The 25,657-nt window shown below is 64.3% G+C and carries 29 protein-coding genes; 18 read left to right on the forward strand and 11 right to left on the reverse strand.

All coding sequences use genetic code 11. The annotated features are described in order from the left end of the window. Window positions 1-36 precede the first annotated feature (36 nt). A complete protein-coding gene (locus tag ACMGGG_RS05020; protein WP_054895041.1) occupies window positions 37-273 on the reverse strand; it encodes a YdcH family protein in 237 nt (78 codons plus the stop codon). Window positions 274-550: 277 nt separating this feature from the next. Here ACMGGG_RS05020 and ACMGGG_RS05025 point away from each other — a divergent pair, with 277 nt between their 5' ends. The 4 genes from ACMGGG_RS05025 (at window position 551) to ACMGGG_RS05040 (ending at window position 4,721) form a co-directional block, all read left to right on the forward strand. After that, a complete protein-coding gene (locus tag ACMGGG_RS05025; RefSeq protein ID WP_414154984.1) occupies window positions 551-2,188 on the forward strand; it encodes a phosphoethanolamine transferase in 1,638 nt (545 codons plus the stop codon). 103 nt (window positions 2,189-2,291) lie between these two features. Further along, entirely contained in the window at window positions 2,292-3,425 is a 1,134-nt protein-coding gene (gene rnd, locus ACMGGG_RS05030) for a ribonuclease D (RefSeq protein WP_063543647.1), read from the forward strand. Further along, the gene (locus ACMGGG_RS05035) at window positions 3,422-3,715 is read left to right on the forward strand and encodes a YcgL domain-containing protein (protein WP_054895039.1); all 294 of its coding nucleotides are present in this window, start codon (window positions 3,422-3,424) and stop codon (window positions 3,713-3,715) included. The genes rnd and ACMGGG_RS05035 overlap by 4 nt, the downstream gene beginning before the upstream one ends. Window positions 3,716-3,788: 73 nt before the next feature. Then, window positions 3,789-4,721: a D-2-hydroxyacid dehydrogenase gene (locus ACMGGG_RS05040; RefSeq protein ID WP_414154985.1), complete on the forward strand. Its 933-nt coding sequence runs from the start codon at window positions 3,789-3,791 to the stop codon at window positions 4,719-4,721. Between the two features lie 54 nt (window positions 4,722-4,775). Here the strand turns inward: ACMGGG_RS05040 and ACMGGG_RS05045 are convergent, their stop codons facing one another. After that, window positions 4,776-5,369 carry a nitroreductase family protein gene (locus ACMGGG_RS05045; protein WP_054895037.1) on the reverse strand — a complete coding sequence of 198 codons (594 nt, stop codon included), beginning with the start codon at window positions 5,367-5,369 and terminating at the stop codon, window positions 4,776-4,778. Between the two features lie 147 nt (window positions 5,370-5,516). Here ACMGGG_RS05045 and ACMGGG_RS05050 point away from each other — a divergent pair, with 147 nt between their 5' ends. Beyond that, window positions 5,517-5,966 carry a YcgN family cysteine cluster protein gene (locus tag ACMGGG_RS05050; protein ID WP_063543654.1) on the forward strand — a complete coding sequence of 150 codons (450 nt, stop codon included), beginning with the start codon at window positions 5,517-5,519 and terminating at the stop codon, window positions 5,964-5,966. A gap of 40 nt (window positions 5,967-6,006) precedes the next feature. Beyond that, window positions 6,007-7,215, forward strand: a complete 1,209-nt coding sequence (locus ACMGGG_RS05055; protein ID WP_414154986.1) for a hypothetical protein — start codon at window positions 6,007-6,009, stop codon at window positions 7,213-7,215. A 101-nt stretch (window positions 7,216-7,316) separates the two neighbouring features. Here ACMGGG_RS05055 and ACMGGG_RS05060 read toward each other — a convergent pair whose 3' ends face one another. From ACMGGG_RS05060 to ACMGGG_RS05070, 3 genes are all read right to left on the reverse strand, one after another. Further along, window positions 7,317-7,658, reverse strand: a complete 342-nt coding sequence (locus tag ACMGGG_RS05060) for a DUF2892 domain-containing protein (protein WP_063543658.1) — start codon at window positions 7,656-7,658, stop codon at window positions 7,317-7,319. Window positions 7,659-7,738: 80 nt separating this feature from the next. After that, entirely contained in the window at window positions 7,739-8,209 is a 471-nt protein-coding gene (locus tag ACMGGG_RS05065; RefSeq protein WP_054895033.1) for an RNA methyltransferase, read from the reverse strand. Between the two features lie 73 nt (window positions 8,210-8,282). Beyond that, the gene (locus ACMGGG_RS05070) at window positions 8,283-8,654 is read right to left on the reverse strand and encodes a YajD family HNH nuclease (protein WP_054895032.1); all 372 of its coding nucleotides are present in this window, start codon (window positions 8,652-8,654) and stop codon (window positions 8,283-8,285) included. A 131-nt stretch (window positions 8,655-8,785) separates the two neighbouring features. On the opposite strand from ACMGGG_RS05070, the gene ACMGGG_RS05075 reads away from it, so the two are divergent. Continuing rightward, complete coding sequence (locus ACMGGG_RS05075; protein ID WP_414154987.1) at window positions 8,786-9,055, forward strand: hypothetical protein; 270 nt, start codon at window positions 8,786-8,788, stop codon at window positions 9,053-9,055. Window positions 9,056-9,194: 139 nt separating this feature from the next. Here ACMGGG_RS05075 and ACMGGG_RS05080 read toward each other — a convergent pair whose 3' ends face one another. Next, window positions 9,195-9,668 (reverse strand): cyclic nucleotide-binding domain-containing protein, encoded by a 474-nt coding sequence (locus ACMGGG_RS05080; protein ID WP_063543662.1) that lies wholly within the window; start codon window positions 9,666-9,668, stop codon window positions 9,195-9,197. 99 nt (window positions 9,669-9,767) lie between these two features. Beyond that, window positions 9,768-11,810, reverse strand: a complete 2,043-nt coding sequence (locus ACMGGG_RS05085; protein WP_414154988.1) for a S9 family peptidase — start codon at window positions 11,808-11,810, stop codon at window positions 9,768-9,770. Window positions 11,811-11,980: 170 nt separating this feature from the next. Between ACMGGG_RS05085 and ACMGGG_RS05090 the strand changes: the two genes are divergently transcribed. From ACMGGG_RS05090 to ACMGGG_RS05100, 3 genes are read left to right on the forward strand one after another with little or no spacing between them, the layout of a single operon-like run. Beyond that, window positions 11,981-12,487, forward strand: coding sequence for a hypothetical protein (locus ACMGGG_RS05090; protein WP_054895028.1), 507 nt, complete (start codon window positions 11,981-11,983; stop codon window positions 12,485-12,487). Window positions 12,488-12,503: 16 nt separating this feature from the next. Further along, window positions 12,504-13,271, forward strand: a complete 768-nt coding sequence (locus tag ACMGGG_RS05095) for a class II glutamine amidotransferase (RefSeq protein ID WP_054895027.1) — start codon at window positions 12,504-12,506, stop codon at window positions 13,269-13,271. A gap of 9 nt (window positions 13,272-13,280) precedes the next feature. Next, entirely contained in the window at window positions 13,281-13,802 is a 522-nt protein-coding gene (locus tag ACMGGG_RS05100) for a DUF2937 family protein (RefSeq protein WP_414154989.1), read from the forward strand. Between the two features lie 179 nt (window positions 13,803-13,981). Here ACMGGG_RS05100 and ACMGGG_RS05105 read toward each other — a convergent pair whose 3' ends face one another. Then, window positions 13,982-14,893, reverse strand: a complete 912-nt coding sequence (locus ACMGGG_RS05105) for a LysR family transcriptional regulator (RefSeq protein ID WP_063543670.1) — start codon at window positions 14,891-14,893, stop codon at window positions 13,982-13,984. 150 nt (window positions 14,894-15,043) lie between these two features. Here ACMGGG_RS05105 and ACMGGG_RS05110 point away from each other — a divergent pair, with 150 nt between their 5' ends. Genes ACMGGG_RS05110 through ACMGGG_RS05125 form a run of 4 tightly spaced genes read left to right on the forward strand, consistent with a single transcriptional unit; the run spans window position 15,044 to window position 18,736 of the window. Further along, complete coding sequence (locus ACMGGG_RS05110) at window positions 15,044-16,330, forward strand: MFS transporter (protein ID WP_063546681.1); 1,287 nt, start codon at window positions 15,044-15,046, stop codon at window positions 16,328-16,330. Between the two features lie 9 nt (window positions 16,331-16,339). After that, window positions 16,340-17,116 carry a 5-oxoprolinase subunit PxpA gene (locus ACMGGG_RS05115; RefSeq protein WP_063543672.1) on the forward strand — a complete coding sequence of 259 codons (777 nt, stop codon included), beginning with the start codon at window positions 16,340-16,342 and terminating at the stop codon, window positions 17,114-17,116. Window positions 17,117-17,126: 10 nt separating this feature from the next. After that, complete coding sequence (gene pxpB, locus ACMGGG_RS05120) at window positions 17,127-17,822, forward strand: 5-oxoprolinase subunit PxpB (protein ID WP_063543674.1); 696 nt, start codon at window positions 17,127-17,129, stop codon at window positions 17,820-17,822. Beyond that, window positions 17,819-18,736, forward strand: a complete 918-nt coding sequence (locus ACMGGG_RS05125; protein WP_414154990.1) for a biotin-dependent carboxyltransferase family protein — start codon at window positions 17,819-17,821, stop codon at window positions 18,734-18,736. The genes pxpB and ACMGGG_RS05125 overlap by 4 nt, the downstream gene beginning before the upstream one ends. A gap of 105 nt (window positions 18,737-18,841) precedes the next feature. Here ACMGGG_RS05125 and ACMGGG_RS05130 read toward each other — a convergent pair whose 3' ends face one another. The 3 genes from ACMGGG_RS05130 to ACMGGG_RS05140 all read right to left on the reverse strand — a co-directional run bounded on the left by ACMGGG_RS05130 (window position 18,842) and on the right by ACMGGG_RS05140 (window position 22,161). Further along, window positions 18,842-20,020, reverse strand: coding sequence for a vWA domain-containing protein (locus ACMGGG_RS05130; RefSeq protein WP_054895021.1), 1,179 nt, complete (start codon window positions 20,018-20,020; stop codon window positions 18,842-18,844). A 10-nt stretch (window positions 20,021-20,030) separates the two neighbouring features. After that, window positions 20,031-20,876 carry an AAA family ATPase gene (locus ACMGGG_RS05135; protein ID WP_054895020.1) on the reverse strand — a complete coding sequence of 282 codons (846 nt, stop codon included), beginning with the start codon at window positions 20,874-20,876 and terminating at the stop codon, window positions 20,031-20,033. A 211-nt stretch (window positions 20,877-21,087) separates the two neighbouring features. Beyond that, entirely contained in the window at window positions 21,088-22,161 is a 1,074-nt protein-coding gene (locus tag ACMGGG_RS05140) for a DUF748 domain-containing protein (RefSeq protein WP_323454582.1), read from the reverse strand. A 135-nt stretch (window positions 22,162-22,296) separates the two neighbouring features. Here ACMGGG_RS05140 and cysK point away from each other — a divergent pair, with 135 nt between their 5' ends. From cysK to ACMGGG_RS05160, 4 genes are all read left to right on the forward strand, one after another. Then, the gene (gene cysK / locus ACMGGG_RS05145) at window positions 22,297-23,271 is read left to right on the forward strand and encodes a cysteine synthase A (protein WP_054895018.1); all 975 of its coding nucleotides are present in this window, start codon (window positions 22,297-22,299) and stop codon (window positions 23,269-23,271) included. A 164-nt stretch (window positions 23,272-23,435) separates the two neighbouring features. Next, the gene (locus ACMGGG_RS05150) at window positions 23,436-24,371 is read left to right on the forward strand and encodes an aspartyl/asparaginyl beta-hydroxylase domain-containing protein (RefSeq protein WP_063543682.1); all 936 of its coding nucleotides are present in this window, start codon (window positions 23,436-23,438) and stop codon (window positions 24,369-24,371) included. 120 nt (window positions 24,372-24,491) lie between these two features. Further along, window positions 24,492-24,653, forward strand: a complete 162-nt coding sequence (locus ACMGGG_RS05155; RefSeq protein ID WP_176717845.1) for a hypothetical protein — start codon at window positions 24,492-24,494, stop codon at window positions 24,651-24,653. Window positions 24,654-24,766: 113 nt separating this feature from the next. Further along, a complete protein-coding gene (locus ACMGGG_RS05160) occupies window positions 24,767-25,648 on the forward strand; it encodes a DMT family transporter (RefSeq protein WP_054895016.1) in 882 nt (293 codons plus the stop codon). Window positions 25,649-25,657 lie beyond the last annotated feature (9 nt).

Here is a 25,657-nt window from a genome sequence, read left to right on the forward strand (position 1 = left end):
CGGGCTTGTCCCGCGATGGCATTGCAACGAACGACCTCAACCCTTGGGCGGATGAATGATCCGTTCGATCTTGTCCTTGATCAGCAGACGTTCCTTGCGCAGGCGGTTGACCGCCTCGTCGTTAGTGCCGTTACCTTCGGCGGCCAGCACTTCCTTGTCCTTGGCGTTGTATTCCTTGTGCAGCTTGTGGAGGTCCTGATCCTTGTCGATCAGGGCCTGGAACTTGTCTTCTGTAATGTGCAGGTCGGCTAGCAGATCGTGCGGGACTGGCATCTCTTCACCTCTGTTTCAGGGGTTGGTAAATATCCTGATCCTTCAGGATAGCTGCCTTTGCCGACAGCGGGAGCGGTTCGCCGGATGAGGCGGCAGCGTCGCAACGCTGCTGAATGGCAGCTGAATGAACTTTAATTAATCATGAAAGACGCATCACAACCGATTGTTGGCGTCTTTTTCACAAAAAATTGATGCTACGCTTTCTACAGTTCGGCCAACTTCCCAAGGTGCCCGCCCGGGTACGCCTGGTCGCTTCTAAACTCTGATTGCGAACGCCATGTTGAAAATCAAATCACTGCGGACCGAGTGGGTCACGCTGCTGGCCAGCCTTTACCTGTTGATCGGCCTCAATCTGTTCCTCTGGGAGCATCTGGAGACCATCCTACCCTTCGGCATGGTTGGGCTGTGGCTAGGCCTGGCGTTTGCCGTACTGATGTTGTTCGCCTTCAACCTGATATTGACGTTGTTGGCCTTCAAGTATGTATTGAAACCGGTATTGATTGTGCTGTTCATGAGCGGTGCCGGTGTCGCCTACTTCATGAATCAATATGGCGTACTTATTGATGCCGGCATGTTCCGCAATGTCGCCGAAACCAACATCGAAGAAGTGCGTGACTTGCTGTCTTTGAAGTTCGCACTTTATATGCTGGGGTTGGGCGTCGTGCCGTCGTTTTTGCTCTGGAAGGCACGCATTGCCTACCGCGCCTGGCACCGCGAACTGCTGGGCAAGCTCATCGTCAGCGGCGCCTGCGTCGCAGCCCTGGGCTCGATCGGGCTGGTCAATTACCAGGGCCTGTCGTCGCTGTTTCGCAATCACCACGAACTGCACTTGATGCTCACCCCGAGCAATATCGTCGGGGCGTCGTTCAGCTATGCCAGCGAAAAGCTCGGCAGCGCTGCCAAACCCTTCCAGAAATACGGCGAAGATGCCCATCGCGATGCCGCCTGGCAGAAGCACGAGCGCAAGTCGCTGACCGTGCTGGTGGTGGGTGAAAGTGCGCGCGCCGAGAACTTCGGTGTGCTGGGTTATGGCCGCGATACCACGCCACGCCTGTCGAAGGAGGCTGGCCTGCTGGGCTTTACCGATGTGCATTCGTGCGGGACCGAGACGGCCGTGTCGGTGCCTTGCATGTTCTCCGGCATGGCGCGCAAGGACTACGACCCGAGCCTGGCCAGCCGCCGCGAGGGCCTTCTCGATATCCTCGGGCGTGCCGGCATCCAGGTGCAGTGGCGCGATAATCAGTCCGGCTGCAAAGGCACCTGCGATCGATTCAACTACGTCAACCTCACCAGCGCCAAGGACCCGGTCCTGTGCGCCGATGGCGAGTGCCACGACCAGATCCTGCTGCAGAACCTCGATGCGCTGCTCGACAGCCTCGACAAGGATACCGTGCTGGTGCTGCACCAGATGGGCAGCCATGGCCCTGACTACTACAAGCGTTACCCGGCAGGCTTCGAGCACTTCACTCCGGTGTGCCGCAGCAACGCCCTGAACCAGTGCAGCCAGCAGGACATCGTCAACAGCTACGACAACACGCTGGTCTACACCGACGAGGTGCTGGCGTCGCTGATCGACACCCTGCGCAAGCACCAGGACAAGGTCGACACCGCCATGATCTACCTCTCCGACCATGGCGAGTCGCTGGGCGAATACAACCTGTTCCTGCATGGCACCCCTTACATGCTCGCCCCTGACCAGCAGAAACACATCCCGCTGCTGGCCTGGTTCTCCGACAGCTACCGCCAGGACTTCGCCGTCGATACCGACTGCCTGTCGAAGATGCGTGACACGCCGCTGAGCCAGGACAACCTGTTCCACTCGATGCTCGGCCTGCTGCAGGTGCGCACCGAGGTGTACCAGCAATCGCTGGACATGTTTGCGGGGTGTCGCCCCTGGCTGACGGCCAGGAACTGATCGCGCGCCAGCGCTACCGCTGATCGCCACCATGGATGGCCCGGGTTTCACGAGCAGTGCCCGCGCCGTATATACTGCGCGCCAATGTTTGTGGGAGAGCCTTGTGGCCATCGAAATACACTGGATCCGTGACGACCAGACCCTGGCCGAACTCTGCCGGAAGTGGCGTACGCTGCCGTTCGTGGCCGTCGATACCGAATTCATGCGGGTCGATACCTTCTATCCCAAGGCTGGTCTGGTGCAGGTCGGCGATGGCCAAAGCGCCTACCTGATCGACCCCCTGCTGATCCGTGAATGGCAGCCGCTGGGCGAATTGCTCGAAGACAGCGGCGTGGTCAAGGTACTGCACGCCTGCAGCGAAGACCTCGAAGTCCTGCTGCGCCTGACCGGCAAGCTGCCGCAGCCGCTGTTCGACACGCAGTTGGCCGCGGGCTACCTGAATATCGGTTTCTCGATGGGCTATTCGCGCCTGGTCCAGGACGTGTTGGGCATCGAGTTGCCCAAGGGCGAGACGCGCTCCGACTGGTTGCAGCGTCCGCTGTCCGAAACCCAGGTCAGCTACGCCGCCGAAGATGCCGTGCACCTGGCCGAGCTGTTCACCGCCCTGCGTCCGCGCCTGTCGGATGACAAGTACGCCTGGGTGCTGGAGGACGGCGCCGAGCTGGTGGCGCAAATGCGCCGTGAAGTCGAGCCCGAAACCCTTTACCGCGACGTCAAGCTGGCCTGGAAACTCGGCCCGCAGCAGTTGGCGGTGCTGCGCGAGCTGTGCGCCTGGCGCGAGCGTGAAGCGCGCAGCCGCGATGTACCGCGCAGCCGGATCCTCAAGGAGCACTCGCTGTGGCCCATGGCCAAGGGTCAGCCCGACAGCCTGTCGGCGCTGGCCAAGATCGAGGAGATGCACCCGCGCACCATCCGCCAGGACGGCGAAACGCTGCTCAAGCTGATCAAGAACGCCGCCAGCCAGCCTGCCGAGCAATGGCCCGCGGTGCTGCCCGAGCCGCTGCCGATCGAAGCCGCCGGCATTCTCAAGCGCCTGCGTGCCATCGGCCAGGCCGAAGGCGAGCGCTTGCAGATCGCCCCTGAGCTGATGCTGCGCAAGAAGGCCCTCGAAGCCCTGCTCAAGAGCGGCTACCCCAATGGCCCCTATCAATTGCCCGATTCGCTGCGCGGCTGGCGCCGTGAGCGGATGGGCCAGGCCCTGCTGGACGACCTGGCAGGCGCCGGAGAGACTCGATGAAACGTATCTGCTCGATCTACAAGAGCCCGCGCAAGCGCGAAATGTACCTGTATGTGCTCAAGGCCGAGGGCCTGGAGCGCGTGCCCGAGGGCCTGCTGCCGTTCTTCGGTACGCCGGTGCATGCCTTCGACCTGGTGCTGACCCCCGAGCGCAAGCTGGCCCGCGAGGACATCGTCAAGGTGTTGGAGAACCTCGACAGCCAGGGTTACCACCTGCAGATGCCGCCACCGGACGACGACTACATCGAGCATCTGCCCGAAGAGCTGCTGCGGCGCAACGATCCGGCCTGAGCCGGGGCGCGAACCCTATCACCAGGCGGCCCTCGACGGGCCGCTTTCGTCGTTCTGCAAGGTTGTCATCGAGATGCGCGTTCTGATCGCTGAACAGGATCATGCCCTTTACGCTCGCCTGCTGGGCGAGCTGGCACCGGACCTGGAGGTCCTGACCAGTGGCGATTCCGCCGAATTGTCGCGCCACGCCCCTGAATGCCCGATCTGGCTGGGCGAGCCGCACCTGGTCGCCAGCCTGCTGCGCCAGGGCCACAAGCCGGCCTGGATGCAGTCGACCTGGGCGGGTATCACGCCGCTGCTGGCCGACGGCCTGCCGCGTGACTATCGCCTGACCCGTGCGGTGGGCATCTTCGGCCAGGTCATGGCCGAGTACATGCTGACCTACATGCTGGTCCACGAGCGCGATGTGCTGGCGCGCCTGGTCAGCCAGGTCGAGCGGCGCTGGGACGGCCGGCCGGGCAACAGCCTGGAAGGGCGCAAGGTGCTGATCGTCGGCACCGGCGACATCGGCCAGCGGGTTGCCGAGTTCCTGCTGCCGTTTGGCGTCACCCTGTATGGCGTGGCCAGCAGCCCGCGCGAGCAGGCGCCGTTCGTCGAAGTGGCGGGGCTGGAAGCGTTGCCGCGGCTGGTCGGTGAGGTCGATTACGTGCTCAACCTGCTGCCGGATACCCCGGCCACCCATGACCTGTACGATGCCGCGCTGTTCCAGTGCTTCAAGCCGACCGCGCTGTTCATCAACGCCGGGCGTGGTGTGGCGGTGGTCGATGCCGACCTGGTCGAGGCACTCAAGAGCGGGCACCTGGCGGGTGCCGTGATCGATGTCTGCCGCCAGGAGCCGTTGCCCCAGCGCCATCCGTTCTGGACCGCCTGGGGGCTGCTGCTGACCGGGCACAGTTCGGCGCCTACCTCGCCGGTGGCGATGGTGCGCTTGTTCGTCGAAAACGTCCGGGCGTATGCGGCGGGGCAGGGGTTGCGCGGGGAAGTGGATTTCTCGCGCGGGTATTGAAGTGCTTCTGCTGGCCCTATTGCAGGCTTGTCCCGCGATAGGGCCAGCCCAGTCTTAGAGACTGAAATCACCCTCGGCCGCCAACTCGCTCAGCGGTCGACGCGGGCTCGGCACTTCACGGGCCTGCAGTGCTTCGATCAGGCTGGCTTTGTCGCCCAGCTTGCCGATCGCCACCATCGCGTGCAGTACATAACCTTCGGGGATCTTCAGTTCCTTGCGCGCCAGCTCCTGGTCGAACCCGGCCATGCCATGGGTGTGCCAGCCGCTGATGCTCGCCTGCAGCGCCAGGTGCCCCCAGGCCGAACCTGTATCGAAGGTGTGCCACAGGGCAGGCGTTTCTTCGCTGGCACCCGGGGCGGTGAAGGTGGTCTTGGAGAGGATCAGCACCAGCGCCGAGGCCTGCTGTGCCCAGCTGCGGTTGAACGGCACCAGAAACTCCAGGAAGCGCTCCCAGTTCGGCGTGTCGCGGCGGGCATAGAGGAAGCGCCAGGGCTGCGAATTATAGGCCGACGGCGCCCAGCGCGCGGCTTCGAGGAAGCTCAGCAGGGTTTCTTCGCTGATCGGCTCTGCGTTGAACGCACGGGGCGACCAGCGGTTGATGAACTGCTCGTTGATGGCATAGTCGGCGATGCGGGGATTGGCGCTCATGCGGGCTCCTGCGAAAGGAAGAGGGAAAGCCTGAACGCTACTGCGTCCGCTCGGCACTGACAAGCGGTATGGCATTGCGTCGGGCCAGGCTCTAGACTGGCGCCGCCGCGCGCCGCGGCCTTCAAAGTGATTGCAGGAAAACGTGTGATGATCGCCGACCCCGCGCCCTTCTGGCGGCGCAAGACCCTCGACCAGCTCGATCCGCAGGAATGGGAGTCGCTCTGCGACGGCTGCGGGCTATGCTGCCTGCAAAAGCTCGAAGACGAGGATGACAACAGCATCTATTACACGCGTATCGCCTGCAAACTGCTGGACATGAACACCTGCCAGTGCAGCGACTACCCCAACCGCTTCGAGCAGGTGCCCGACTGCATCCAGCTCACGCCAGGCAAGGCCGACCAGTTCAAATGGCTGCCGACCACCTGTGGCTATCGCCTGGTCAGTGAGGGCAAGGACCTGCCGGCCTGGCACCACTTGGTCTGCGGCGACCGCGAGCAGGTCCATGAGCAGCGCATTTCCCAGTCCGGGCGGATGCTCAGCGAGAACGATGTCGACGAAGACGACTGGGAAGACCACCTGATATTTCGCGCCGGCTGATCCGCCTGGCCCGCGCCTCTGGGGAACAAGGAGTTTCTGTATGCGTCGCCCGTTGTTGTTGCTACTGGCCCTGTCGGCCAGCTTCCCGACCTGGGCGAAGAAGGTCGATCTGGATTACCAGGTGCGCCTGCTGCCCCAGGCGGGCCAGGCCGAAGTGCGCCTGACCCTGGCCGAGGGCACGCCGGTGCGCAGCCTGGACTTCGACCTGGGCAGGCAGGGCGCCTACAGCGATTTCAAGGCGGACGGCCAGTGGCAGGTGCAGCAGGACCGTGGCGTCTGGCACCCCGGTGCAGGCAAGAGCAGCCTCAGTTACCGCGTGCAGCTCGATGTGAAGCCCCATGGCAGCGCCCATGAAGCACGCATCACGCCGCATTGGGCGTTGTTTCGCGGCGATCAGCTCGTGCCCCCGGCCCGTCTCGATCAGCAGGATGGCACCGAGTTGGTGACACGCCTGGCCTTCGAGCTGCCGTCGGGCTGGCAGAGCGTCGAGACGGCCTGGCCGCGCATTGGCAAGCAGAAATTCCGTATCGACAACGTCTCGCGCCGGTTCGACCGCCCCACTGGCTGGATGCTCGCCGGCAACCTCGGCAGCCGTCGCGCACGCCTGGGGGATACCGAGGTGACGGTCGCCGCCCCGCAGGGGCAGGGCATGCGGCGCATGGATACCCTCACCTTGATGACCTTCGTCTGGCCGCAGTTGCAGGCGGTGTTCCCGCGCAATCCGCCCAAGCTGCTGGTGGTCGGTGCCCGCGACGACATGTGGCGCGGTGCGCGTGCCTCGCGCAACTCGCTGTACCTGCACAGCACCCGCCCACTGATCAGCGAGAGCGGCAGCAGCCCGCTGCTGCGCGAGCTGGTGCAACTGTTTGCGCAGATCGACGACCGTGATCGCAGTGACTGGCTGGGCGAGAGCCTGACCGACTACTACGCCATCGAAGTGCTGCGCCGCGCTGGCGGCATCAGCGATGATCGCTACCAGGCGCTGCAGGTGCGGTTGCAGAAGGACGGCGCCAAGGTCAAGACCCTTCGCACCGAGCAGGCCGACGCAATGCAGGTGGCCAGGGGTGTGCTATTGCTGCAGGCGCTCGACCGGGAGATTCGCCTGCACAGCCACAACAAGCGCTCGCTGGACGACGTCACGCGCGCGCTGATGCGCATGGCCAGTGTCAGCACGGAGGAATTCATCCAGATCAGCGAGAGCGTGCTGGGGCGCGAGTCCGAGGTGCTGGAGAGCAAGTTGTTGCGTTGAGCCGGTGGTGACTTCTTCGCGGGCAAGCCCGCTCCCACAGGTTCAGCGGTGTTCTCGAGATCTGTGGGAGCGGGCTTGCCCGCGAAGAGGCCACCGCCGATTCAGACCCCAGCCAACGGATCCTTACCGGTCACCGTCACCGTGCGGGTCGCCGCCTCGGCGCTGGCCTTGAGTGCCTTCAATTCAGCTGCCCCGCGTTCGATATCGGCATGCAACCGGTGGTACTCCGCGCGATGCTTGTGGAACCAGGCCTTGGTCGCGCAATGGCCCTTGATGCCGCGGGCCAGCGCCATGCCGCCCACCGCTACCTGCAACAAGCCGATCAGCCCGCCGTGGCGCATCCCTTTGCTGATCATCAGGGCACCGCCTGCCAGTGAGCTGACGCGCTCCCAGCCCTGGACGTTGTGGTCATGCCTGTCTGACGCCGAATGGATATCGAGCATGGGTAGGTCTCCTTGTGGGTTGGTACATCAGCTGACCTTGGAGGCTGCCCCGGCGTTCAGTGCAATTACCCTGATCCCCGTTACTTGAACTTGGGCCCGGAGCGAGTATTCAAGCCCTTGGCCAGCCGGTCATACAGCACCACGTTGACCGTCGCGGCCAGGTTCATGCAGCCCTGGGTGGGGATGTAGATGGTTTCTTCGCACCAGGCGCGCACGCTTTCGTCGAGGCTGCCGTCCTCCGGGCCGAAGATGTAGATCGCCCGGTCCGGATGGGTGTATTCGGGCAGCGGCCGTGCGCCGTCGACCAGCTCCACTGCCACTGGCGTACAGCCCAGCGGGATGATGCGCTGCAGGTCGTCGATGCCGATCAGCGGGATGTCGTAGTGCACCCGCTTGGTGTCGGTGACGAAGTCGCGGGCGCGCTCGTAGCGTTTGCCGGTGTAGAACACCGAGTTGACGCCGTAGCAGCCTGCCGCACGCATCACCGAGCCTACGTTTTCAGCGGATTTTGGGTTGAACAGGCCGATGCAGCTGTACCGTTTGTTCGCCACGAGTCGGGGCCCTTCGCAAAAAAAGAGCGCGATTATACGGGCTAGCCGACGCCGTGGGCGGATGAATCGACGGTCAGTCCTTCTTCATCAGGGCAGCCAGGCCGGCGAAGGGGTTGTGCGTGGCGACATTGGTTTTCGGCGTGCTCAGCGAGCCTTCGCCGAAATACTGCTGGTCGGTGTAGCGCGAATGCTCGTTGTCGTGGCAGTACAGGCACAGCAGCTCCCAGTTGGAGCCGTCCTGGGGGTTGTTGTCGTGGTTGTGGTCGCGGTGGTGCACGGTCAGTTCCGACAGGCGCTTGCCGGAGAACTCGCGGGCGCAGCGCCCGCAGACGTGCGGATACATCTTCAGTGCCTTGTCGCGGTAGCCCATTTCCTTGTCGCGCTTGGCGTCGGCGAGGATGCGGTCGAGGCGGGCGGTGGCGGCGGAGTTGGAGGCCGAGCTCATGGTGTTACCTTTTTCGTTATCAGGGCAATGACGGTTATGCATCGAGTCTAGCGCGCCTGCGGGCCTGGCGGACAGGCAAAAGCGCGCAATTGGGCGTAGCCTGTAGGCAGGTTCCGGACGGGAGGTTACCGATGTTGCCTGTGATCCTTGCCACGCTGATGCTGCTTGCCGCCCCGTTGGCCGATGCCGCCGGGCAGCCTTCGGGCAGCATCACCCCGGTGCCAGGTGCACCGGGTACGCCGACGCCCACGCCCTATCCGCAGATTACCCCGAGCACGCCACCGAAGGCCGGCAGCAGCCAGCCCGGCGCGCCGTTGCTGCCGCCAATGCCGTTGCCTGGGCCGCCAAAGGACCAGCCGTTGCCAGGGCTGTCCCAGGACCCACCGAAAAAGAACGACTAGGTTCTGTATGAAAGGTCTTGAGACGAAGGTCAGGCAAGGCGAAAACAGCCGAGGAAGCGGAGTTTACGGGTTGTAAATGAGCATTCCGAGGCTGTTTTCAACGCAGCATCACCGAGTATCAAGGCTTTTCATACAGAGCCTAGACCTGTTGCGAGAGGCGCTGGCCGTCTTGCATCCGCAAGCGCTTCGACAGCGCCACGGCCAGCGCGCGGATGATCCGCGCGGCGATGCGCGGGGCGTCGTTGAGCATCTTGTCCAGCGAGTCCTTGCCCAGCGTCAGCAACTGGCAATCACTGGCCGCCACGCAACTGGCCGAGCGCCGTTCGCCGTCGAGCACGGCCATTTCGCCGAAGGCCCGCCCCTTGCGCAAGGTCGCGATCTCGACTTGCTGGCCGTTGCCGTCGGTCTTGCGCACCGACACCACGCCGCGGTGCAGGATGCACATGAAGGTGCCGGCGTCGCCTTCGGCGAAGATGGTCTGGCCCTCGGTCATCGCCGTGATGGCGAAGTAACCGGCGACGGCCTGAAAGTCGCTGGGCTGCAGGCTGTCGAACAAACCGCAGTCCATGAGCATGTCGCGGATTTCGGCGCTGAGGAGGCTTGGGTCGGGCATGTGTTGTTCTTCGTGTCGTCCGGTATTTGAGCGCTTGCGCCTACCCTGTGGATGAGGCCACAGGGTAGGTGAGAACTCTATGACAACAAGAAACGCGATTTACACCACGCCCAGCTCATTGAAGACGAACGCATATTCCAGGGCCACGTCCTTCAGCCCCTGGTAGCGCCCGCTCATGCCGCCGTGGCCGGCGCCCATTTCGGTCTTGAGCAGCAACAGGTTGTCGTCGGTCTTGCAGGTGCGCAGGCGCGCTACCCACTTGGCCGCCTCCCAGTACTGCACGCGGCTGTCGTTGTAGCCGGCCACCACCAAGATGGCCGGGTAAGCCTGGGCCTTGACGTTCTCGTAGGGGGCATAGGCCTTGATCCGTGCGTACACCTCAGGCTCCTCGGGGTTGCCCCACTCGTCATACTCGGTGACGGTCAGCGGCAGCTCGGGGTCGAGCATGGTGTTGAGCACATCGACGAAAGGCACCTCTGCGATGGCGCAGCGGAACAGCTCAGGGCGCTGGTTGAGCACTGCGCCCATCAGCAGGCCGCCGGCACTGCCGCCGCTGATCGCCAGTTGCTCGGTGCGGGTGACGCCCTGGGCGATCAGGTGTTCGGCGCAGGCGATGAAGTCGTCGAAGCTGTTCTGCTTGTGCTCCTGCTTGCCGGCCCGGTACCAGGCCTCACCCAGCTCGCCGCCGCCGCGCACATGGGCGATGGCAAAGGCCACGCCGCGCTCGAGCAGGCTCAGGCGGGCGTGGGAGAACCAGGGGTCGAGGCTCTCGCCATAGGCGCCGTAGCCGTAGAGGTACAGCGGCACCTCGCGGTCCAGGTCCTGACGGCGGCGCACCAGGCTGATCGGCACCTGGGTGCCGTCCTTGGCGGTCGCCCACAGGCGTTGGCTGACGTAGTCGTCGGCATCGAAGCGACCGAGTACCGGGGTCTGCTTGAGCACCTGCTGGTCACCACTGGCCAGCTCCAGTTGGCGGACCTGGGCCGGCCGGTTGAGCGCTTCGTAGCGCAGGCGGATGCGTGTGCTGGAGAACTCCAGGCTGTCCTGCACGTAGAGGCTGTAGGCGGCGTCGGGCAGTTCGACGTGATAGGCCGGCAGGCCCTGGGGGCGGACTTCGATGATCGGCAGGCCGCCTTCACGCAGGCTCAGTGACAGCGCCGAGGCGTTCAGGCTCAGGCCTTCGAGCATGATGTCGTCACGGTGCGGCACCAGCACCTGCCATTGCGCGCGGCTGGGCACCTGGTCGGCCGGGGCGTGGAACAGGGCGAAGTTGATGCCGTCCTGGTTGCTGCGGATGAACCAGCGCCACTGGCCGTCGAGCTGGCCGTGGTCGGGGAAGTATTCGTGGCCCTCGACCCGCGGCGCCAGGCAGGTGAAGTCGGCCTGGGGCGTGGTGGCATCGAGCACCCAGGCTTCGCTGGTGGTCTTGCTGTTGAGCAGCAGCACCAGCTGGCGTTCGGAACTTGCGCGGTAGCAGTGCAGGAAGAAACGCCCGTCCGGCTCTTCGAACACGGTGCTCGCGTCGGTTTCACCCAATGTGTGGCGGCGCAGGCGCCACGGGCGGTGGGTGTCGTCCAGTTCGGCGAAGAACAGCGTGCGGCTGTCGTTGGCCCAGGTCAGGCTGCCGTCGCAGTCGTCGAAGGGCAGGGTGGCGACGCTGCCGCTGTCCAGGTCCTTGACGTACAGGGTGTAGACCTCGTCACCGCTGGTGTCGAGGCTGTAGGCCAGCAGGCGATGATCGGGGCTGACATTGAACGCGCCGAGGGCGAGGAAGCCGCCGTTGGCCAGGGCGTTGGGGTCGAGCAGCAGTTGCTCGGCGCTTTCGTCGACGCGGTTGCTGTCATCGGCCGGGCGCGGGCAGCGGTAGTGGCGCGGGTATTCGTCGCCCGCCGTGGTGCGGGTGTAGTAGAGGTAGGGGCCCCAGGGGGAGGGGAGCGACAGGTCGGTTTCGAGGATACGGCCCTTGATCTCTTCGAACAGCTGTTCGCGCAGCTCGGCCTGGTCGGCGAGGCAGGCTTGCTGGTAGGTGTTTTCCTGCTCCAGGTAGGCCAGCACTTCTGGGGCGTCGCGCTCCTGCAGCCAGGCGTAGGGATCGGCGGCTTGGGCAGGGCGGGCGATGGGGGGCTTGGGTCTGGTATGCATGGGATGTCCGTGGTTTGGTGGCGTCTGTGCCGGTCTCTTCGCGAGCATCGCAGGTCCGTAGGCGCGGGCTTGCCCGCGAAGAGGTCGCTCAGGCTTCAAGAGGGAAGAGGCGCCTGTGCCCGTAAAAGTGTTTATCATAGGCATCTCTTTGCCTGCCTTGCACGGACACCATGATCGAACAAGACTACACACTGGCCTGGGGCCTCTACGCTGTCGCCGCCCTGGGTTGCCTGCTGGTGGCCTTCAAGCTGACCGGCTGGATGTGGCGCTGGCTGCGCGAGCCGCTGCGGGTGATCGTTGCCGTGCTGCTGTTCACCCCCACCATTGTCGATCCGGTCAAGGACAGCTTTGCCCCGGCCGTTGCCATTACCGCTCTGGACCTGGCGTTCAAGGTGGGCAACAACGCCTGGCGCGCGGCCTCGGACCTGGCGATGTACGGCATGATCGCCTTCGGCCTTTACCTGCTGTTCGTGCTGGTGCGCTGGCCACTGGAAAAACGGGCTGGCGAGCGCCGCGAGAAGGCCGAGGCCGCCGCCAAGCGCCAGGCGGCCGAAGACGATGCAGTGATGGCCGACGCGCCCGTCGCCGATCGTCGTGATCGCTACCGTGAAGAGCCCCCTGCCGCCCCGGTGCGTCGCCCGGGCAATGGTGGCGGCCGCGTCGAGCCACGGATCTAGGACGGAGCCCTCGCCAATGTGTGAATTGCTGGGCATGAGTGCCAATGTTCCCACCGATATCGTCTTCAGCTTCACCGGCCTGATGCAGCGTGGCGGGCGTACCGGTCCGCACCGCGACGGCTGGGGCATCGCCTTCTACGAAGGGCGTGGCCTGCGCCTGTTCCAGGACCCGGCCGCGAGCAGCGAGTCGGAGGTGGCCAACCTGGTGCAGCGTTACCCGATCAAGAGCGAAGTGGTTATTGGCCATATCCGCCAGGCCAACGTCGGCAAGGTCTGCCTGTCCAACACCCACCCCTTCGTGCGTGAGCTCTGGGGGCGCAACTGGTGCTTCGCGCACAATGGCCAGCTCGCCGATTTCAGTGGCGAGAAGACGTTCTACCGCCCGGTCGGCGACACCGACAGCGAGGCGGCCTTCTGCGACCTGCTCAACCGCGTGCGTGCGGCATTCCCTGAACCGGTGGAGGTCGAGGCGCTGCTGCCGGTGCTGGTCGAGGCCTGCGCCGGGTATCGTGCGAAGGGCGTGTTCAACTGCTTGCTCAGCGACGGCGACTGGCTGTTCTGCTTCTGTTCGACCAAGCTGGTACATATCACCCGGCGCGCGCCTTTTGGTGCTGCACGGTTGAAAGATGTCGACCTGATCGTGGATTTTCAATCGGAAACCACGCCCAATGACGTGGTCACGGTGATCGCCACCGAGGCCCTGACCGAAAACGAGACCTGGCAGCGTTACGAGCCGGGTCAATGGGCCCTGTGGCGGCACGGCGAGTGCGTCGCCAAAGGCTAAGGACAGAGCATGTTCAGAAGTTACCTGCGGTTGCTGCTGTTCACTTTCGGCCTGCTGGCCGGTGTCCAGGTGCCTGGCCTGGTCAAGGACTACAGCCAGCGGGTCGAGGCCCACATGCTCGAGTCGCGCGAAGCGCTGGCGGGCTTCCAGGAAACTGCCGAGCGCTTCTTCAACGGCGACCTGCAGGCGTTGGTGCGCCATTACCGCACCAGTGACGACCCGGTGTTCAACAGTGACGCCAACAGCATCGAAAGCCTGGTGATTCGCAACCAGTTGCTGGAAAACGAATGGCAGGCGCTGCAAGGCAGTTGGGCCAGCCGCAGCTGGCATGTGCTGGCGCAGGCCGATCCGCAACTGCGTGAAGAGACGCTCAAGGGCTACAGCTACCAGATCCTGCTGGTGCCCGAGGCGATCGGCTGGGGGATCGCCAGCGGCTTCCTGCTGGCGTTCCTGGTCGAGAGCGTGTTGCTGGGGATCGGCTGGGTGATCCTGGGCGGGCGGCGCCGGGCGGTGAAGGAAAGCTGGCGCTAGATTGCAGCTATTTTGTTGCCGGGGCGGGCCTCATCGCGGGACGAGTCGCAGCGGCGAACCGCCGCTCTCACAGTGTTGGACCTTCGGGAGCTACTGTCCTGTTCAAAATCTAAAGACCAGCTCAATCCCTGTGGGAGCGGGCTTGTCCCGCTATAGGGCCGACACTGACACCGCCTGGCTCAGACCAGCACGATCCGCTGCCCCCCCACATCCTGCGCATAGCGCCCCAGCACCTGCCGGCACAACCCCACCACTTCATCGACCAGTTCCACCCCGGTCTGCCACGACACCACCAACTCCAGGCTAGGCGGTGGCTGCAGCCCGGTCAGCAGCACCAGCTCGCCGCGTGCCAGCTCTGCGGCGACCAGCGCCGGGGGCAGGGCGCCGATACCGAAGCCATCGCGCAGCAGCCGGGTGATTGCCGACACCGAGTTCACGCAGTTCAGCCGAGGCGTCTCGCTCCCCGCGCTCTGCAGCAGGCTGAACACCTCCTGATGCGGCCGGGAGTTGCGCGAAAAGGTGATGATCCGCTCGCGCGCCAGTTCAGCCAGCGACGCATAGTCGCGATGGTGCGGTGAGCCGGTGGCGACGATCCAGCCCATGGGGTAGCGCGCCAGGTCCAGGCTGCGGATGCTTTCCTGGCGCAGCAGGTCGGTCTGCAGGATCACGTCGAGAAACCCCTTCTGCAACTGGTCGCGCAGGTTCAGCGAGGTGTCGGCGACCAACTCGATTTCCACTTGCGGGTAGCGCTCGGTCAACTCGGCCACCAAGGCGCTCATCCAGGTGTGGATCACCGTGTCCATGACCCCCAGGCGGATCCGGCCGACCACAGCCCGTTCGCCGCCCAACGACTGTTTCATCGCCTTGGCGGTGTCGAGCATGCGCTCGGCGTACTCCAGCACCTTGCTGCCTTCCGGGGTCAGGCTGACACCGCGCGAGTCGCGCAGCAGCAGCTTCACGCCGAGGTCGGCCTCCAGTGCGGCGATGCGGCTGGATACCGAGGCCTGGGTGGTGAACAGCTTCTCGGCGGTGAGGCGAAAGCTCTTGAGCCGGGCGACCCAGACGAAGGTTTCGAGAAATCGCAGGTTCATCGTGTGCTCGCAAGGCTGGGCGATCAGGTTTTCTTGTTCCAGACCGACGGTTTTTCTCGTTGGACGCAGGTTGCGCGGGCTTTGAACAATAGCGTCCAGGCCGCGAACACGCAGTCGTTCCTCAAACAATACCAACAAGCCGAGGCATCCATGAACCCTACCGGCGTACAGCAGCAGGCACCCACCCGATCTTCGGGCGGGCCCTTTGCCTGGTACCGTGACATCGACTCCCAGCAACGACGTACCTTCTGGAGCTGCAAGATCGGCTATGGCCTGGACGGCATGGACACGCAGATGCTCAGCTTCGTCATCCCCACCCTGATCATGATCTGGGGCATCAGCACCGCCGAGGCCGGCCTGATCCACACCAGCACCCTGATCGCCTCGGCCATCGGCGGCTGGGTCGCCGGTATCCTCTCCGACCGCATCGGCCGCGTACGTACCCTGCAACTGACCGTGCTGTGGTTCGCCTTCTTCACCTTCCTCTGCGGCTTCGCCCAGAGCTACGAACAGCTGCTGATCGCCCGCACCCTGATGGGCTTTGGCTTCGGTGGCGAGTGGACCGCCGGTGCGGTGCTGATCGGCGAGGTGATCCGTGCCCAGGACCGCGGCAAGGCCGTGGGCATGGTGCAATCGGGCTGGGCCATCGGCTGGGGCCTGACCGCGATCCTCTACGCCTTGTTGTTCTCCTGGCTGCCGGCCGAACAGGCCTGGCGCGCACTGTTCCTGCTCGGGCTGTTGCCGGCGATTTTCGTGATCTTCGTACGCCGCATGGTCAAGGACCCGGAGGTCTACCGCGAAGCCAAGCGTGCAGAAAAGCCCGAAGCGCCTTCGCACTTCTACGAAATCTTCGCCTCCGGCATGCTCTGGACCACGATCCGCGCTTCGTTGCTGACCACCGGCGCCCTGGGTGGCTACTACGCCATCACCTCGTGGCTGCCAACCTTCCTCAAGAACGAGCGCGGCCTGAGCGTGCTGGGCACCGGCGGCTACCTAGCCATGGTCATCGTCGGCTCCTACATCGGCTATGTGATCAGCGCCTACCTCAGCGACCTGCTGGGGCGTCGCAAGAATTTCATCCTGTTCGCGGTGGGTTCGTTCGTCATCGTCCTGCTGTACACGCAGGTGCCGGTCAGTGACGGCGTGATGCTGTGGCTGGGCTTCCCGCTGGGCTTCTTCGCGTCTGGCATCTTCAGCGGCATGGGGGCTTTCCTCACCGAACTGTTCCCCACGCGCATCCGCGGCTCGGGGCAGGGCTTCTGCTACAACGTCGGCAAGGTGCTGGCGGCGATGTTCCCGCTGCTGATCGGCCTGCTCGGCGAGAAGATCCCATTGGGCCTGGGCATCGGCGCATTCGCTGCGGTGTCCTATGGCATCGTGATCGTCGCCGCCCTGAGCCTGCCAGAAACCCGCGGCAAAGAACTGAAGGCGCGTTAAGGTAGACCTATGAACAGCACAACAGGAGTTCGACAGGTGAACCGCCTGCTTCTCAATTGCGACATGGGCGAGAGTTTCGGCAACTGGCGCATGGGCCTGGATGCCGAGGTCATGCCCTTCGTGGACTGCGCCAACATCGCCTGCGGCTACCATGCCGGCGACCCTGGCACCATGCGCCGCACCGTGGCCTTGGCGCTGCAGCATGGCGTGACCATCGGCGCGCACCCGGCCTACCCGGACCTGGTCGGCTTCGGCCGCCGTTCGATGGCCTGCAGCGACGACGAGATTCGCGACCTGCTGCACTACCAGATCGGCGCCCTGGAGGGCATCTGCAAGGTGCTCGGTGGTCGTGTGGCCTACGTCAAGCCGCATGGCGCGCTGTACAACGACATGATGGCCGACCCGCAGAAGTTGCGTGCGGTGCTCGAAGCCGTGGCCGCCTACGACGCCGGCCTGCCGCTGATGCTGATGGCCACCGCCGACGACAGTGCTGCACAGGCCCTGGGCGACGAGATCGGGGTGCCGCTGTGGTTCGAAGCGTTCGCTGACCGCGCCTACACCGCCAGCGGCCACCTGGTGTCGCGCCGCCTGCCCGGCGCCGTGCACCATGACCCGGCCCTGGTGGTCGAACAGGCCGTGCGCCTGGCGCGTGGCGAGGCCCTGGTGGCCAACGACGGCAGCGCGCTGCGCCTCGATGCCGCCACCTTGTGTGTGCATGGCGACAACGAAAGCTCGGTGGCTGCGGTGCGGCAGATCCGCCAGGCCCTCGATGCGTTGCAGGCATGAGGATGTCGCGATGAAGCCACGTATCGAAGTGGTGGCGATCGACAGCCTGATGGTGCGGCTGTTCGACACCATCGACGAGGCCAACATGCCGTGGATCCTCGCTGCCAACCAGCGCCTGCGTGCAGCGTTCGGTGAGCACCTGGTCGACCTGGTACCGTCCTACACCACCCTGATGCTGCAGTCGAACCTGGCGCCAGGGGAGGCGCGCGCGCGAATTGGCCAGGCGCTGGAAGGTTTGCAGCCGGATGCAGGCCACAGTGGTCGGCGTCACGAGATTCCGGTGTGGTACCACGCCAGTGTCGGCCCGGAGCTGGCGCTGCTGGCTGCGCGCAGCGGCCTGAGCGAAGACGAGGTGATTGGCCTGCACTGCGCGCGTGACTACCCGGTGTTCGCCCTGGGTTTTGCACCGGGGTTCGGGTTCATGGGGCTGGTGGACGAACGCCTGGCCACGCCACGCCTGAGCACGCCGCGCAAGCGCGTTGCGGCCGGTAGCGTGGGCATCGCCGAGCGGCAGACGGCGGCCTATCCTGCGGTGTCGCCGGGTGGCTGGAACCTGATCGGGCGTACGCCAGTGCGTCTGTTCGACCGCGAACGTGATGGCTACAGCTTGCTTCAGCCGGGTGACCGGGTACGTTTCGTGGCGGTGTCGCACACCGAATTCATGGCATTGGGCGGCGATGACCGTCCTTTGGAGGCGCTGGCATGACGCAGTTGAGGATCGAAGCCAGCACCGCGCTGTGCCAGCTACAGGACGCCGGGCGCCTGGGTGTGCGGCATCTGGGCGTGGCCCAGGGCGGGGCGCTGGACTGGGTGGCGATGAACTGGGCCAACTGGCTGCTGGGCAACGCCCTGGACGCGCCCGTGGTGGAGGTGGCGCTGGGTGGTTTGAGCCTGCTCGCCGAGCAGGACTGTGTGCTGGCCCTGGCCGGCGCCGACCTGGACGCCAGGGTCGACGACCAGCCGCTGGCGCCCTGGCGCAGCTTCGCCCTGCACAAGGGCCAACGCCTGACGCTGCGGCAACCACGCCAGGGTGTGCGTGCCTACCTGGCCGCCCCTGGCGGTTTTGCCGGCGAAGCCGTGCTGGGCAGTTGTTCGACGGTGGCGCGTGAAGCGCTGGGGGGCATCGAGGGGCGCGGCGAGGCGCTGGCCAAGGGGCAGGCTCTGCGCTTTGCCGAAGGCGCACCGGCCTTGCGTGAAGTGCCCGAAGCCCTGCGCCCGGAATATCCGGCCAAGCCGGTACTGGACCTGGTGATGGGCGCACAGATCGGCGACTTCAGCGGCACCAGCCTGTTCGAGGCCTTCAACAGCGACTGGACGCTGGACAGCCGTACCGATCGCATGGGCAGCCGCCTGCTGGGGCCGCAACTGGTCTACCAGGGGGCGCCGATGATTTCCGAGGGGATTCCCTTGGGGGCGGTGCAGGTGCCGCCGGATGGTCAGCCGATCGTGCTGCTCAATGATCGCCAGACCATCGGCGGCTATCCGCGGCTGGGCGCCTTGACGCCACTGGCGCTGGCACAGCTGGCGCAGTGCATGCCAGGGGCGGTGGTGCGGTTCAGGGCGGTGGTGCAGGAAACGGCGTGGCGGGAGCAGCAGGGGTATCTGCAGCGCTGGGCGTGAGCTATCGGGCCCTATCGCGGGGCAAGCCCGCTCCCACAGATTCCCCACTGTTCTCAGGAGCGGTAGGGGGCCTGCGGGCTTGCCCCGCGATAGGGTCGGTACAGGCTACTTGGACAGATACCTCATCGCTTCCTCCAACCCCTGCAAGGTCAGCGGGAACATCCGGTCCTCGACCAGCTCGCGCACCAATTGGGTGGACGCGGTGTAGTTCCAGGTCTGCTTGGGGTAGGGGTTGATCCAGACGATCTTCCTGAATTTCTCCATGAAGCGCTGCATCCACACGTACCCGGCCTCTTCGTTCCAGTGCTCGACGCTGCCGCCCGGCTGGGTGATCTCGTACGGCGCCATCGCCGCATCGCCGACGAACACCACTTTGTAGTCATCGCCGTACTTGTGCAGCAGATCGAAGGTGGAAAACCGCTCGGAGGTGCGGCGCAGGTTGTTCTTCCACACCGATTCGTAGACGAAGTTGTGGAAGTAGTAGTACTCCAGATGCTTGAACTCGGTCTTGCAGGCCGAGAACAGCTCTTCGCACACTTTCACATGGGCATCCATCGATCCGCCGATATCGAACAGCAACAGCAGCTTGACCGTGTTGCGCCGTTCCGGACGCATCTGGATGTTCAACAGCCCGGCATCGCGGGCGGTGTGGTCGATGGTGCCGTCGATATCTAGCTCCTCGGCGGCGCCTTCGCGGGCGAACTTGCGCAGGCGGCGCAGGGCCAGCTTGATGTTGCGCGTGCCCAGCTCGACCTGGTCGTCGAGGTTCTTGTACTCGCGCTGGTCCCACACCTTGACCGCCTTGCCCTGGCGTTTGCCGGCCTCGCCGACGCGAATGCCTTCGGGGTTGAAACCGCCGGAGCCGAACGGGCTGGTGCCGCCGGTGCCGATCCACTTGTTGCCGCCGGCGTGGCGCTCCTTCTGTTCCTCGAGACGCTTCTTGAATTCCTCGATCAGCTTGTCGAGCCCGCCGAGCGACTGGATCTGTGCGCGCTCTTCATCGCTGAGCGAGCGTTCGAACTCCTTGCGCAGCCATTCTTCGGGGATCAGCGCTTCCAGGTGGCGGTCGAGGTTTTCCAGGCCCTTGAAATAGGCCGAGAAGGCGCGGTCGAACTTGTCGAAATGGCGCTCGTCCTTGACCAGGATTGCCCGCGCCAGATAGTAGAACTCGTCCATGTCGGCGAATACCACGCGCTGTTGCAGGGCGTTGAGCAGGTCGAGCAGTTCGCGCACCGACACCGGCACCTTGGCCGCGCGCATTTCATTGAACAGGTTGAGCAGCATGGCCAGCCCCTCAGCGGTTGCCGCGACGGCTCATGAAGGCCAGGCGCTCCAGCAGTTGTACGTCCTGTTCGTTCTTGACCAGGGCACCGGCCAGCGGCGGGATGGCCTTGGTCGGATCACGCTCGCGCAGCACCGCCTCACCGATGTTGTCGGCCATCAGCAGCTTGAGCCAATCGACCAGCTCGGAAGTGGAGGGCTTCTTCTTCAGGCCCGGCACCTTGCGCACGTCGAAGAATACGTCCAGCGCCTCGCTGACCAGCGACTGCTTGATGTTCGGGTAGTGCACATCGACGATGCGCTGCAGGGTCTCGCGGTCGGGGAAGGCGATGTAGTGGAAGAAGCAGCGGCGCAGGAAGGCGTCGGGCAGCTCTTTTTCGTTGTTGGAGGTGATGATGATGATCGGGCGCTGTTTCGCCTTGATGGTCTCGTCGATTTCGTAGACGTAGAACTCCATCTTGTCGAGTTCCTGCAGCAGGTCGTTGGGGAACTCGATGTCGGCCTTGTCGATCTCGTCGATCAGCAGGATGACGCGCTCATCGGCCTCGAAGGCTTCCCACAGCTTGCCTTTCTTCAGGTAGTTGCGCACGTCGTGGACCTTGTCCACGCCCAGTTGCGAGTCGCGCAGGCGGCTCACCGCATCGTACTCGTAGAGGCCCTGGTGGGCCTTGGTGGTGGACTTGATGTGCCAGGTGATCAGGCGTGCACCGAAAGATTCGGCCAATTGCTCGGCCAGCATGGTCTTGCCGGTGCCTGGCTCGCCCTTGACCAGCAGTGGGCGTTCGAGGGTGATGGCCGCGTTGACCGCCAGCTTCAGGTCGTCGGTGGCGACGTAATTGCGGGTGCCTTCGAATTTCATGGAGCCGATCCTCTGCGGGGTGTCGATGGCGGCCTCATCGCGGGACAAGCCCGCTCCCACAGGGGGAGGGTACCTTGTGGGAGCGGGCTTGCCCGCGAAAAGGCCGACACCGAGAACTCATGTCTATGATGTGCCCCGACTATAACGCGGCCCCAGGCCGCTGCAAACGCAGACCGGGTATTCAGTCGCTGAATGGCCCGTCACCCGCGTTTCAGTCAGTCTTGGGCGGCGGCTGCTCGTAGCGGGCGTTGAATGCCTGGACGAAACCATTGCGCAATATCTGCAGGAACGCCTCGAATGCGCTGATGTTCTGTTGATGCACACTGCCGCTGAGTTCGACGCGGGTGGCGAACTGATTCTTCGGCTGGTTCTTCAGCACCGTTTCACTGGCACCGACCACCGCCTCCCAGATCGAGCGGAAGAAGCCTTTGTCCTTGTCTTCGACATCCTGCTGCCAGTCGAACACATCGACATCGCGCAGCAACGGCTTGATATAGCCATTGAGCCTACCGTTCTCGGCCTGGGCCTCGATCACCACGTCACCATGCCCGGCATTGAAGTCGAACTTGCCATAGGCACTGGCGAAGTCGTTGAGCCGGCGCAGTTCGATGCCGGTGGCGCGCAGACGGAACTCGAAGTCATCGAAGTCGCTGAACGGGTCGAAGGTGGCGCGGCTTTCGACCTTGGCATCGCCGGCAATCAGCGCGTCGGCCTCGAAGCTGGCGTCGCGTCGGCCTTTTTCGTCGCGCACGTTGGTCAGGTTGCGGATGCTGGCCTGGAGCTGTGTGGCCTTGAGGTCCACCGGCGGCTTGGAGTTGAAGTTGCGAAAGGTCAGGGTGCCGTTTTCGATGCGCACTTCGTTGAGCGTAATCGGCAGCAGTTTCTCCAGTTGCTGGCGCCAGTCGGTGCCCTGGCCGGTCTGCGAGTTCTGTTTGCTGCCGCCATCGACGAAGTTGAGCTCGGGCCGCACGAAGGCCACCTCGGCGACCACGGCCTGGTCGTACCACAGCGAATGCCAACTGACTGACAGGTCGATCAGCGGCGCATCGAGCAGCGGCACGGGCACTTTGCCGGTGGTCTTGACGATCTTCAGCCCGTTGATCTGGTAGGCGCCGCGCCACCAGGCGAGGTCGACGTCGGCGACCTCGCCGCGGTAGTCGCCCATGTCGGCGAGCTTGTCGTTGAGGTAGTCGCGTACCAGGTAGGGCAGGGCCAGGTGCAGGGCCACCAGCAGCACGATCAGGCCGGCCAGGCCGATCAGCGGCCAGCGATAACGGGCTTTCATCGCAAGCTCTCCAGGGCAGGTTGTGCGGTTGACCGCCAGGCGCCGGGCTTGGTTCGAACGGGCTTTACGGGCTGCCGGGGCAGGCTTACCCTTGAGGCTTTCCCGCCTGTTTCCAACGATTCAAGGACCCCTGCCATGAGCCGTATCTACGCCGACAACGCCCACTCCATCGGCAACACGCCGCTGGTGCAGATCAACCGCATCGCCCCGCGCGGGGTGACCATCCTGGCCAAGATCGAAGGGCGCAACCCAGGGTATTCGGTGAAGTGCCGGATCGGCGCGAACATGGTCTGGGACGCCGAAGGCAGCGGCAAGCTCAAGCCGGGCATGACCATTGTCGAGCCCACCTCGGGCAACACCGGCATCGGCCTTGCCTTCGTCGCTGCGGCGCGCGGCTACAAGCTGATGCTGACCATGCCGGCCTCCATGAGCCTGGAGCGGCGCAAGGTGCTCAAGGCGCTGGGCGCCGAGCTGGTGCTGACCGACCCTGCCAAGGGCATGAAAGGGGCGATCGAGAAAGCCAACGAGATCGTCGCATCCGATCCTGCGTTGTACTTCCAGCCAGGTCAGTTCGAAAACCCCGCCAACCCCGCAATTCACGAGAAGACCACCGGGCCTGAAATCTGGAACGACACCGACGGCGCCGTTGACGTGCTGGTCGCAGGTGTCGGCACCGGCGGCACCATTACCGGCGTGTCGCGCTACATCAAGCACACCCAGGGCAAGCCGGTGCTGTCGGTGGCCGTGGAGCCGGTGGCCTCGCCGCTGATCAGCCAGACCCTGGCCGGCGAGGAACTCAAGCCCAGCCCGCACAAGATCCAGGGCATCGGCGCAGGCTTCGTGCCGAAGAACCTTGACCTGTCGCTCGTCGACCAGGTCGAGCAAGTCACCGATGAAGAGTCCAAGGCCATGGCCATCCGCCTGATGCAGGAGGAGGGGATCCTGTGCGGCATTTCCTGCGGCGCGGCAATGGCGGCGGCAGTGCGCCTGGCAGAAAAGCCGGAGATGCAGGGCAAGACCATCGTGGTGATCCTGCCGGATTCGGGCGAGCGTTACCTGTCGAGCATGTTGTTCAGCGACATGTTCAGCGAGCAGGAAAACCAGCAGTAACGTCAGGTCCACAGCGCAGTCAGCAAGCCGAGGAGTGCTGATCCGGGTCAAGCGACCTCGATCTTCATCCTCGCGCTTGCCGCTTGTGACTTGCAGCGGCCTTCGATGGGTTTATCATGTCCGGCTATCTGGGGATGGCCTGATTTCCCCTCAAGGAGTGTTGCATGACCTTTTCCTTCGTCGCCAAGGCGGGTGTCCTGCTGGTGTTCTTCGGCAGTGTGCTGTTCGTGCACCTGCGCGGCAAGGCACGCCTGCCGGTACTGCGCCAGTTCGTCAACCATTCGGCGCTGTTCGCTCCCTACAACAGCCTGATGTACCTGTTCTCCGGTGTGCCTTCCAAACCTTACCTGGACCGTCAGCGCTTCCCCGAGCTGGATGTGCTCAAGGATAACTGGCAGGAGATCCGCGAAGAGGCCATGCGCCTGTTCGACGAGGGGTATATCCGCGCAGCCGAAAAAGACAACGACGCCGGCTTCGGTTCGTTCTTCAAGAAGGGCTGGAAGCGGTTCTACCTGAAATGGTACGACAAGCCACTGCCGTCGGCCGAGGCACTGTGCCCGCGTACCGTCGAGCTGGTCAGCAGCATCCCCAACGTCAAGGGTGCAATGTTCGCCCTGTTGCCTGGCGGTAGCCACCTGAACCCGCACCGCGATCCATTTGCCGGCTCCCTGCGCTATCACCTGGGCTTGTCCACGCCCAACTCCGACGACTGCCGCATCTACGTCGACGGCCAGGTCTATGCCTGGCGTGACGGCGAAGATGTGATGTTCGATGAAACCTATGTGCACTGGGTGAAGAACGAAACCGACGTGACGCGGGTGATCCTGTTCTGCGACGTCGAGCGTCCGCTCAACAGCCCGCTGATGACCCGCATCAACCGCAAGGTCAGCGCGTTCCTTGGCCGCGCCACCGCGCCGCAGAACACCGACGACGAGCGGGTGGGTGGGATCAACCAGGCCTACGCCTGGAGCAAGCGCTTCAGCAACCGCATCAGCACCCATGTGAAGCAGTTCAAGCGCTCCAACCCCAAGGCCTACCGCATCCTGCGGCCGGTGCTGGCGGTGGTGGTGGCCTATCTGCTGTATCGCTGGTTGTTCTGATTCGCTGCGTCCCTTTTCGCGGGCTTGCCGCGAAGAGGGACGTCCGATCACCCTAGGGTGTTGCCCAGCTCCGCATTCACGGATATATTCCGAAACATTCAACTTCCCCGAAGACCTGTCATGCCAGCCAGCCCTTCCACCACCGCCTTCGTTCTCGCGCCTGTCGCGGGCGTTGTCGTGCGTGGCAGCCAGCAGCCGGCCATGATCAGTCACTACCCACCACCTGTCAGTGGCGTCGTCGGCGGCGTATCTGCGCCCCGCTGCGTGGTCGTGCTGGGCTGATCGGCGTTCTCGCCGGCCCAAGCGCACTCGCAACCTACTGAACACGGTCGGCCTCTTTCCTCGCTGAAGCGCGCCCACCGTTTGGCTCTTGCCCAATATTCAGGTGGCAATACATGTCTGTCCTTTCGAAAGCATCCGTGGCCTCGGCGGCCACCACCAGCCTGTTCGTCCTGCTGTGGAGCAGCGGGGCGATCGTCTCCAAGCTCGGCCTGGCCCAGGCCAGCCCCTTCGCCTTCCTGCTGCTGCGTTCGGCATTGGCCCTGGCAGGGCTGTTGCTGATCGGCCCCTTGCTGAGATTGCGCTGGCCGCGCAGTCGCGGCGGTATCCTGCGCGCCCTGGGGACCGGTTGCGTGCTGCTCGGCGCATACCAGATCTTTTACCTGCTGGCGCTCAACACCCACGTCACCCCTGGTGTCATGGCCACGGTCATGGGGGTGCAACCGATCCTCACCGTGGTGCTGATGGAGCGCCAGCGTTCATGGAGCCGTTTGTTCGGCCTGGGTCTGGGGCTTGGCGGGTTGGTGATGGTGGTCTACCAGGGCATCAACCTGGGTGGGGTTTCCCTCGCCGGAATGCTGTTTGCCTTGCTGGCGCTGACCAGCATGACGTTCGGCTCGATCCTGCAGAAGCGCATCACCGACAACCCGATGGGAACCTTGCCGCTGCAATACCTGGCAGGGTTTGCCCTGTGTGCGGTGTTTGCGCCGTTCCAGCCGCTGCATGTCGAATGGAGCGCGAGCTTCGTCGGCGCCCTGCTGTGGATGGGGTTGGTGGTGTCGTTGCTGGCGACGCTGCTGCTCTACCGGTTGATCGCCCGAGGCAACCTGGTCAATGTCACCAGTCTGTTCTACCTGGTGCCAGCGGTGACCGCGGTGATGGATTTCCTCATCTTCGGTAACCGCCTGGCGCCGCTGAGCCTGCTGGGGATGGGGTTGATCGTGGTGGGGTTGCTGTTCGTGTTCCGCAAGCCTGGGGTGAAGATGGCCGAGGCCTGAATACCGCCT

This window comes from Pseudomonas sp. BNK-44-b (assembly GCF_047456245.1).
GTDB classification, from domain to species: Bacteria; Pseudomonadota; Gammaproteobacteria; order Pseudomonadales; family Pseudomonadaceae; genus Aquipseudomonas; species Aquipseudomonas machongensis.

Coding starts and splice junctions, on each gene's coding strand:
- ACMGGG_RS05020 (WP_054895041.1), bottom strand. CDS start 273: ATGCCAGTCCCGCACGATCTGCTAGCCGACCTGCACATTACAGAAGAC.
- ACMGGG_RS05025 (WP_414154984.1), top strand. CDS start 551: ATGTTGAAAATCAAATCACTGCGGACCGAGTGGGTCACGCTGCTGGCC.
- ACMGGG_RS05035 (WP_054895039.1), top strand. CDS start 3,422: ATGAAACGTATCTGCTCGATCTACAAGAGCCCGCGCAAGCGCGAAATG.
- ACMGGG_RS05040 (WP_414154985.1), top strand. CDS start 3,789: ATGCGCGTTCTGATCGCTGAACAGGATCATGCCCTTTACGCTCGCCTG.
- ACMGGG_RS05045 (WP_054895037.1), bottom strand. CDS start 5,369: ATGAGCGCCAATCCCCGCATCGCCGACTATGCCATCAACGAGCAGTTC.
- ACMGGG_RS05050 (WP_063543654.1), top strand. CDS start 5,517: ATGATCGCCGACCCCGCGCCCTTCTGGCGGCGCAAGACCCTCGACCAG.
- ACMGGG_RS05055 (WP_414154986.1), top strand. CDS start 6,007: ATGCGTCGCCCGTTGTTGTTGCTACTGGCCCTGTCGGCCAGCTTCCCG.
- ACMGGG_RS05060 (WP_063543658.1), bottom strand. CDS start 7,658: ATGCTCGATATCCATTCGGCGTCAGACAGGCATGACCACAACGTCCAG.
- ACMGGG_RS05070 (WP_054895032.1), bottom strand. CDS start 8,654: ATGAGCTCGGCCTCCAACTCCGCCGCCACCGCCCGCCTCGACCGCATC.
- ACMGGG_RS05075 (WP_414154987.1), top strand. CDS start 8,786: ATGTTGCCTGTGATCCTTGCCACGCTGATGCTGCTTGCCGCCCCGTTG.
- ACMGGG_RS05080 (WP_063543662.1), bottom strand. CDS start 9,668: ATGCCCGACCCAAGCCTCCTCAGCGCCGAAATCCGCGACATGCTCATG.
- ACMGGG_RS05085 (WP_414154988.1), bottom strand. CDS start 11,810: ATGCATACCAGACCCAAGCCCCCCATCGCCCGCCCTGCCCAAGCCGCC.
- ACMGGG_RS05090 (WP_054895028.1), top strand. CDS start 11,981: ATGATCGAACAAGACTACACACTGGCCTGGGGCCTCTACGCTGTCGCC.
- ACMGGG_RS05095 (WP_054895027.1), top strand. CDS start 12,504: ATGTGTGAATTGCTGGGCATGAGTGCCAATGTTCCCACCGATATCGTC.
- ACMGGG_RS05100 (WP_414154989.1), top strand. CDS start 13,281: ATGTTCAGAAGTTACCTGCGGTTGCTGCTGTTCACTTTCGGCCTGCTG.
- ACMGGG_RS05105 (WP_063543670.1), bottom strand. CDS start 14,893: ATGAACCTGCGATTTCTCGAAACCTTCGTCTGGGTCGCCCGGCTCAAG.
- ACMGGG_RS05110 (WP_063546681.1), top strand. CDS start 15,044: ATGAACCCTACCGGCGTACAGCAGCAGGCACCCACCCGATCTTCGGGC.
- ACMGGG_RS05115 (WP_063543672.1), top strand. CDS start 16,340: ATGAACAGCACAACAGGAGTTCGACAGGTGAACCGCCTGCTTCTCAAT.
- pxpB (WP_063543674.1), top strand. CDS start 17,127: ATGAAGCCACGTATCGAAGTGGTGGCGATCGACAGCCTGATGGTGCGG.
- ACMGGG_RS05125 (WP_414154990.1), top strand. CDS start 17,819: ATGACGCAGTTGAGGATCGAAGCCAGCACCGCGCTGTGCCAGCTACAG.
- ACMGGG_RS05130 (WP_054895021.1), bottom strand. CDS start 20,020: ATGCTGCTCAACCTGTTCAATGAAATGCGCGCGGCCAAGGTGCCGGTG.
- ACMGGG_RS05135 (WP_054895020.1), bottom strand. CDS start 20,876: ATGAAATTCGAAGGCACCCGCAATTACGTCGCCACCGACGACCTGAAG.
- ACMGGG_RS05140 (WP_323454582.1), bottom strand. CDS start 22,161: ATGAAAGCCCGTTATCGCTGGCCGCTGATCGGCCTGGCCGGCCTGATC.
- cysK (WP_054895018.1), top strand. CDS start 22,297: ATGAGCCGTATCTACGCCGACAACGCCCACTCCATCGGCAACACGCCG.
- ACMGGG_RS05150 (WP_063543682.1), top strand. CDS start 23,436: ATGACCTTTTCCTTCGTCGCCAAGGCGGGTGTCCTGCTGGTGTTCTTC.
- ACMGGG_RS05155 (WP_176717845.1), top strand. CDS start 24,492: ATGCCAGCCAGCCCTTCCACCACCGCCTTCGTTCTCGCGCCTGTCGCG.
- ACMGGG_RS05160 (WP_054895016.1), top strand. CDS start 24,767: ATGTCTGTCCTTTCGAAAGCATCCGTGGCCTCGGCGGCCACCACCAGC.